Annotated in this window: 6 protein-coding genes and 1 riboswitch; all 6 genes read left to right on the top strand. The window is 73.1% G+C overall.

The window, feature by feature from the left end; translation table 11 throughout:
- Positions 1 to 427: 427 nt before the first annotated feature.
- Positions 428 to 595, top strand: a riboswitch (cyclic di-AMP (ydaO/yuaA leader).
- 14 nt (positions 596 to 609) lie between these two features.
- The 6 genes from G6039_RS24350 (at position 610) to G6039_RS24325 (ending at position 6040) form a co-directional block, all read left to right on the top strand.
- Entirely contained in the window at positions 610 to 1191 is a 582-nt protein-coding gene (locus G6039_RS24350; protein WP_006932087.1) for a C40 family peptidase, read from the top strand.
- A 202-nt stretch (positions 1192 to 1393) separates the two neighbouring features.
- On the top strand, positions 1394 to 2440 hold the full coding sequence (locus G6039_RS24345) for an NlpC/P60 family protein (protein ID WP_006933341.1): 1047 nt from the start codon (positions 1394 to 1396) through the stop codon (positions 2438 to 2440).
- A gap of 58 nt (positions 2441 to 2498) precedes the next feature.
- Entirely contained in the window at positions 2499 to 3827 is a 1329-nt protein-coding gene (locus G6039_RS24340) for a hypothetical protein (protein WP_029544220.1), read from the top strand.
- A 42-nt stretch (positions 3828 to 3869) separates the two neighbouring features.
- Entirely contained in the window at positions 3870 to 4997 is a 1128-nt protein-coding gene (locus G6039_RS24335; protein WP_006933343.1) for a glycosyltransferase family 4 protein, read from the top strand.
- 77 nt (positions 4998 to 5074) lie between these two features.
- Positions 5075 to 5473, top strand: a complete 399-nt coding sequence (locus G6039_RS24330; RefSeq protein ID WP_029544218.1) for a hypothetical protein — start codon at positions 5075 to 5077, stop codon at positions 5471 to 5473.
- Positions 5474 to 5602: 129 nt separating this feature from the next.
- Positions 5603 to 6040 (top strand): SRPBCC family protein, encoded by a 438-nt coding sequence (locus G6039_RS24325; RefSeq protein WP_006933347.1) that lies wholly within the window; start codon positions 5603 to 5605, stop codon positions 6038 to 6040.
- The last annotated feature ends 10 nt before the right edge of the window (positions 6041 to 6050 follow it).

Here is a 6050-nt window from a genome sequence, read left to right as displayed (position 1 = left end):
CAGCCCCGGGGACGGGGCGGAGACACCCGGAACGGTCCGGGGAGACGAGGATCACACCTTCGGTCGGCCGTGTGGGTGTGGGCGGCGGCGCGAGAGGGTATCGATACCGCGACCGGAGGGCAGGCGCCGCCTCGGTCGGCGGCTTCTCGCTTCGTCGATGCGCTCGTGATCGCCGGTTCGACCTGCGACAACGCGACGGGTTCCGGGCGCAGGCCGCCGGAGGCGCCCGGAGCGGCCGCGGGCCTGCCGCGTCCCGAACCGACCGTTATGTTTCCGTGATCGAACGGGCCGGGCCGTCGGACCCGAATCGGGCATACCCGTCAATCCGCGGCGTCTCCGGCGCGGACGGTCGACATCCTCCGATGCGATTTCGTAATCTTTTCGAGACCAAGCGGTGAGGATGTCGAACCACCAGAGGGGAGACGCCGCTCGGTCACCGCCTAATCGGCGCACCCGCAGCGGGTGCCCGAGCCGGGGACCCACGTTGTCCTCTGGGGTGAATCCCCTCCGACCGCGCCAGCGGGACGAGGGGTAGGGCTGATCTTCCCAGCCCGAACCCGTCAGCTAACTCGGTCGGCGGACGAACGGAAGAAATGGAGCAACCCCCTCGTGGCGTCTCAGATTTCCAAGCGCACCGTGCGGCGCGCCGTCGTCGCCGGTGCCCTCGCTCTCGGCGCGGTCACTGTTTCGGCGGGTCCCGCCCTCGCGGAACCGATCACCATTCCCGGCGTCGGCTCGTTCGAGCTGCCGGCGGGTGTGACCCTCCCGCCGGAGGTCACCAACCTCGTCCCGCCGGCCCCGCAGGGTGCCGCGCCGGCGCCGGCCGCGCCCTTCAGCGCGCCGGTCACCTCGGTCGCACAGCGCGCCGTGGACGCCGCTCACACCAAGCTCGGCGCCCCGTACGTCTACGGCGCCGCCGGCCCGGACGCCTTCGACTGCTCCGGCCTGGTGCAGTGGGCCTACAAGCAGGCCGGCCTGAACCTGCCGCGCACCAGCTACGAGCAGGCCTCCGCCGGTCGCGCCGTGGACGTTTCGGCGCTGCAGCCCGGCGACGTCGTGTCCTTCTACGGCGGCAGCCACTCCGGCATCTACATCGGCAACGGCAACGTCATCCACGCGTCGACCTCGGGCCAGCCCGTGAAGGTCGCCCCGGTGAACTCGATGCCGGTCGACGGGGCCCGTCGCTACTGAGCGACGACTCGACGACTGCCACGCAGTGGCGCAGCGGGGGCGGACCGGTCGATGCCGGTCCGCCCCCGCCGGTTTTCCGGGATTCGCCTACCCGGCGCTGCGTGACCTACCGGTGGGTAGACACGAACCAATGCCCTTCCGTAACCTGATCGAGATTTTTCGGGTAACGGGTGCGCAACGTCGAACGAAAGGACCTGGTCCCGTGGTGGTGGACAGGACGAAACGGTCGCTTCGGGCGCTGGTGGCAATCGGAGTGCTGCTGACGGTGGCGTTCGCGGCCGCCCCGGCCGGAGCCGACCCGGTGGGGGAGAGCCCCACCGTCGCCCTGGAGCGGCTCGCCGAGCTGTCGCGCAAGTCCGAGCAGACCACCGAGGCGCTGCACAATGCCGGAATCGATCTCGACGCGAAGGTCGACGCCCAGCGCGCCGCCGACGCGGAGCTGGCCCGCGACCGCGAGGCGCTGGCCGCCGCGGAAGCAGAACTCGCGGTCTTCCGCCCGACCGTGGACAAGCTCGCCGTCGCCAATTACCGCGGTGCCCGCACCAACCGGCTGTTCGCCCTGATGGTCAGCGACTCACCCCAGCAGCTGCTCGACCAGATGTCGGCGCTCGACGTCATCGCCCAGGAGACCGCCGACCAGGTCGCGGGATTCCGCACCGCGTCGTCGGCCGCCGCGGAGGCGGCGCTGGCGTCCCAGCGCTCGGTCGACGAGGCGCGTGCCGCCGCCGAGCAGGCGCAAGCCGTGCGCGACGATCTGCAGCGGCAGCAGAGCGAGCTCGAGGCCCAGATCGACGAGGTGCTCGCCGCCTTCGCCGAGCTGAGCGCCGAGGAGAAGGCCACGCTGGCCGGCGCGCCGTTCCCGCCGGGATTCGACGCCGAGAAGATCCTGTCGGGCCTCGCCCCCGGTAGCGGCAGCGGTGCCCTGCAGGCCGGCATGACCAGGATCGGCAGCCCGTACAGCTGGGGCGCCACCGGCCCCTCCGCGTTCGACTGCTCCGGCCTCGTGGTGTGGGCCTACAAGCAGATCGGCAAGAGCCTGCCGCGCTCGAGCCAGGCCCAGGCCCAGGGCGGCACCCCCGTCCCGCGCGACCAGCTCCAGCCCGGCGACGTCGTGACCTTCTACGACGACGCCTCGCACGTGGGGCTGTACGCGGGCAACGGCAACGTCCTGCACGCCTCCACGTACGGCGTGCCCGTCAAGGTCGCCCCGATGGACAGGATGCCGTTCCACAACGCCCGCCGGTACTGACGCCCGTCGTGCCGCCACCCCCACGGCGCCGGTGTGAGCGCGACCTACACTGGCCGCCGTGCCCGCGCCCGATTCGTCCCGCCGTCCCCCCGGCAGCCGCCGGTGGGAGCGACTCGGCGTGGCCGGGCTGATCGTCGCGGTCGTGGCCGTCGGCCTCACGCTCGCGTTCACGCCCGACGACGAGCCGGCCGAACCGGCGTCGCGCACGGCCGTGCAGGGGCTGCTCGACACCTGGTCCCGGGCCGTGCGCTCCGCCGACCGGGCGGCGTTGGCGGCCCTCGTGGACCCGCAGGCCCGCCCGGGGTTGCTCGACGCGGAGGTGCGGCGCGCCGAGGCCCTCGCCGCGTTGCCGCTGGCGGACTTCGGTTACGAGCTCGGCCAGGACCCCGGGACCGACGTGACCGACGACGTCGGGGCCCGCCTCGGCGCCGACGAGGCCCGCGCCCACACCGTCCTGCTGCGCTACGCCGTCGAGGGCATCGACGACGAACCGACGCGCAAGCCCGTCACGCTGCTCCTCGCCCGCCGGGGTGAGCAGTGGCGCCTCGTCGACGACCGCCCGCTGCCGGGTGCGGAGACCACCACCTGGCGGGGGCCGTGGGACTACGGACCGCTGCTGGTCCGGGCCGTGGACACCGGGGCCGGGGGGCGGTCCCTCGTCGTCGGGCACCCCGAGCACTCGTCCCTCGTCTCGGACATCGCCGGCGAACTCGAGGCCGCGGTGGAGGCCGTGGACGCCGCGTGGGGAACCGAGTGGCCCCGCCGCGCCCTCGTGCTCGTCACCGCCTCGCACGACGAGTTCACCGCCCAGGTCGGCAGCCGCTACAACGGCGCGGAGATCGCCGCCGTCGCCGTGTCCGACGCTGTCGACCACGAGCGCGGCGAGACCACCGGCCAGCGCATCGTCTTCAGCCCCGCCGCCGGGCAGCGGCTGGACGCGGCGGGCCTGCGGGCGATCCTGCGCCACGAACTCACCCACGTCGCGGCCCGCACCGACACGGTCGACGGGTCGCCGCTGTGGATCCTCGAGGGCTACGCCGACTACGTGGGCTACCGCAACGCCGACGGTGCCCTCGGCGTCATCGCGCCGACCCTCGCCGCCGCCGTCGCCGAGCGTGGGGCGCCCACCGCGCTGCCTACAGACGCCGACTTCGCCGGCGACGGTGCGCGTCTGGCGTACGAGAGCGCGTGGTCGATCGCGACGTTCGTCGCCGGGGAGTTCGGCGGCGATCGTCTCACCGCCCTGTACCGGCGGCTGGCCACCGGGCCCGTCGACGCCGCGGAACTCGACGCCGCGCTCGGCGACGTGCTCGGTGCGGATGCGGAGCAATTCGTCGCCCGATGGCAGACCTGGCTCGAGGCGCAGGTGCCGGCCCGGGTCGGCTGACCCGGCGTCCGCGCCCGCCACGCCACCGCCTACGGTGAGCGCATGCCCCGAACGCTGCTGGTCACCAACGACTTTCCGCCCCGGCCCGGGGGGATCCAGTCCTACCTGCAGGCGTTCGCGTCCCAGTTGCCCCCGGACGAACTCGTCGTGTACGCCCCGCGATGGCGCGGTGACAGCCACGTGAAGTTCGACGCCCGGCAACCCTTCGAGGTTGTCCGCCACCCCACCACCCTGATGCTGCCGACCCCCGCAGTGGCACGGCGGGCCACCCGGCTGATGAGCGACCGGGCCTGCGAGAACGTGTGGTTCGGCGCCGCGGCGCCGCTCGCCCTGCTCGCGCCCGTGCTGCGCCGCGCCGGTGCCCGCCGGGTCCTGGCCAGCACCCACGGGCACGAGGTGGGCTGGTCGATGGTGCCCGCCGGACGGCAGGCGCTGCGCCGCATCGGTGACCACACCGACGCCGTCACGTACGTCAGCCGGTACACCCGCGGTCGATTCGCCTCGGCGTTCGGGCCCGGCGCGGGGCTCGAGCATCTGCCCTCCGGCGTGGACACCGAGGTGTTCCGGCCGGACCCCGCCGCTCGCGCGGAACTGCGCGCCCGGTACGGGCTGGGCGACCGGCCCACCGTGCTGTGCCTGTCCCGGCTCGTGCCCCGCAAGGGCCAGGACATGCTCATCCGTGCGCTGCCGGAGGTCCGCCGTCGCATCGACGGGGCGGTGCTCGTGATCGTCGGCGGCGGCCCGTACCAGGACCGCCTCCGGGACTTGGTCCGCGCGGTCGGGGTCGACGACCACGTCGTGATCACCGGCGGGGTGCCGGCTGCCGAACTCCCCGCCCACCACACCATCGCGGACGTGTTCGCGATGCCGTGCCGTACGCGCGGCGCCGGCCTCGACGTCGAGGGTCTCGGGATCGTCTACCTCGAGGCGTCCGCCACGGGGGTGCCCGTGGTGGCGGGCCGGTCCGGCGGTGCGCCGGAGACCGTACGCGCAGGGGAGACCGGGGTCGTCGTCGACGGCACGTCGGTCGCGGCGGTCGCGGGCGCCGTCGCCGACGTCCTCGCCGACCGCGACCGGGCGGCGGCGATGGGCGCGGCGGGCCGCGCCTGGGTCGGCGCCGAATGGCGGTGGGACGTGCTCGGTGCGAAACTGCGGCGCCTGCTGGCCTGACGCCCCGACCGGCCCGCGCGCCCGACCGACCCGGCCCCCTGGACGAGCCGGAACCGGCGGTGTGTGAAGCTTTCCCCGTGAGCAGCATTCAGGTGGCCGATCAGACCTTCGTCGCCGCGTCGCCGCGGCGGATCGCGGCCGAGATCGCCGAGCCCCGCCGCTGGCGTGCGTGGTGGCCCGACCTGGCTCTGACGGTCCGCGAGGACCGGGCCGACAAGGGCATCCGGTGGTCGGTCGCCGGCGCGCTGAACGGCACGATGGAGGTCTGGCTCGAGCCGATGCTCGACGGCGCGATCGTGCACTACTTCCTGCACTGCGAACCGACCGGGGTGCCGCCGGAGCGGGTGGGCGAACTCGACCTCGCCACGATGAACCACCGGCGTCGCGTCGCCGGCAAGGCCATGACCTTCGACGTCAAACGGCGACTGGACGCGGGCCGCGCCGCCGGCGAACCGCCCCGGGACGGAAATCCCTGATCCGACGGCCGAGCACCTGCAGGCGACGAGCCCTCCCCGGAACTACTACGGTGTGATAGACAACGGTTCCCGCGTGTGCCGACCGGTGGGACGGACGGCGGGGACAGAGGGAAAGGAAGCGTTGGTCGCATGGCCGAGAAGACCAAGAGGTCGATCACCATCGATGCTCCGTCCGATCGGGTGATGGCCGTGATCGCCGACTTCGACGCGTACCCCGCCTGGGTTTCGGCGGCGAAGTCCGTGGAAGTGCTCGCCGTCGAGTCCGGGGGACGCGCGGAGCGGGTCCGGTTCGTGCTCGACGCAGGGGTGGTGCGCGACACCTACGAGCTGGTCTACCAGTGGGCCCCGGACGGCCGATCGGTCAGCTGGGAGCTCGTCGCGGGCGAGATCCAGAAGGCCCAGTTCGGCTCCTACATCCTGACCGAAGCGCCGGAGGGCGGCACCACCGTGTACTACGAGCTGACGGTGGACCTGACCATCCCGATGATCGGCCTGTTCAAACGAAAGGCCGAGAAGGTGATCACCGACACCGCGCTGAAGGAACTCAAGAAGCGGGTGGAAGGCTGAGCGGGCACGC

The sequence above is a fragment of the Rhodococcus aetherivorans genome, from assembly GCF_011058165.1.
Taxonomy (GTDB): Bacteria; Actinomycetota; Actinomycetes; order Mycobacteriales; family Mycobacteriaceae; genus Rhodococcus; species Rhodococcus aetherivorans.
This window is presented reverse-complemented; position numbering and strand designations above follow the sequence as displayed.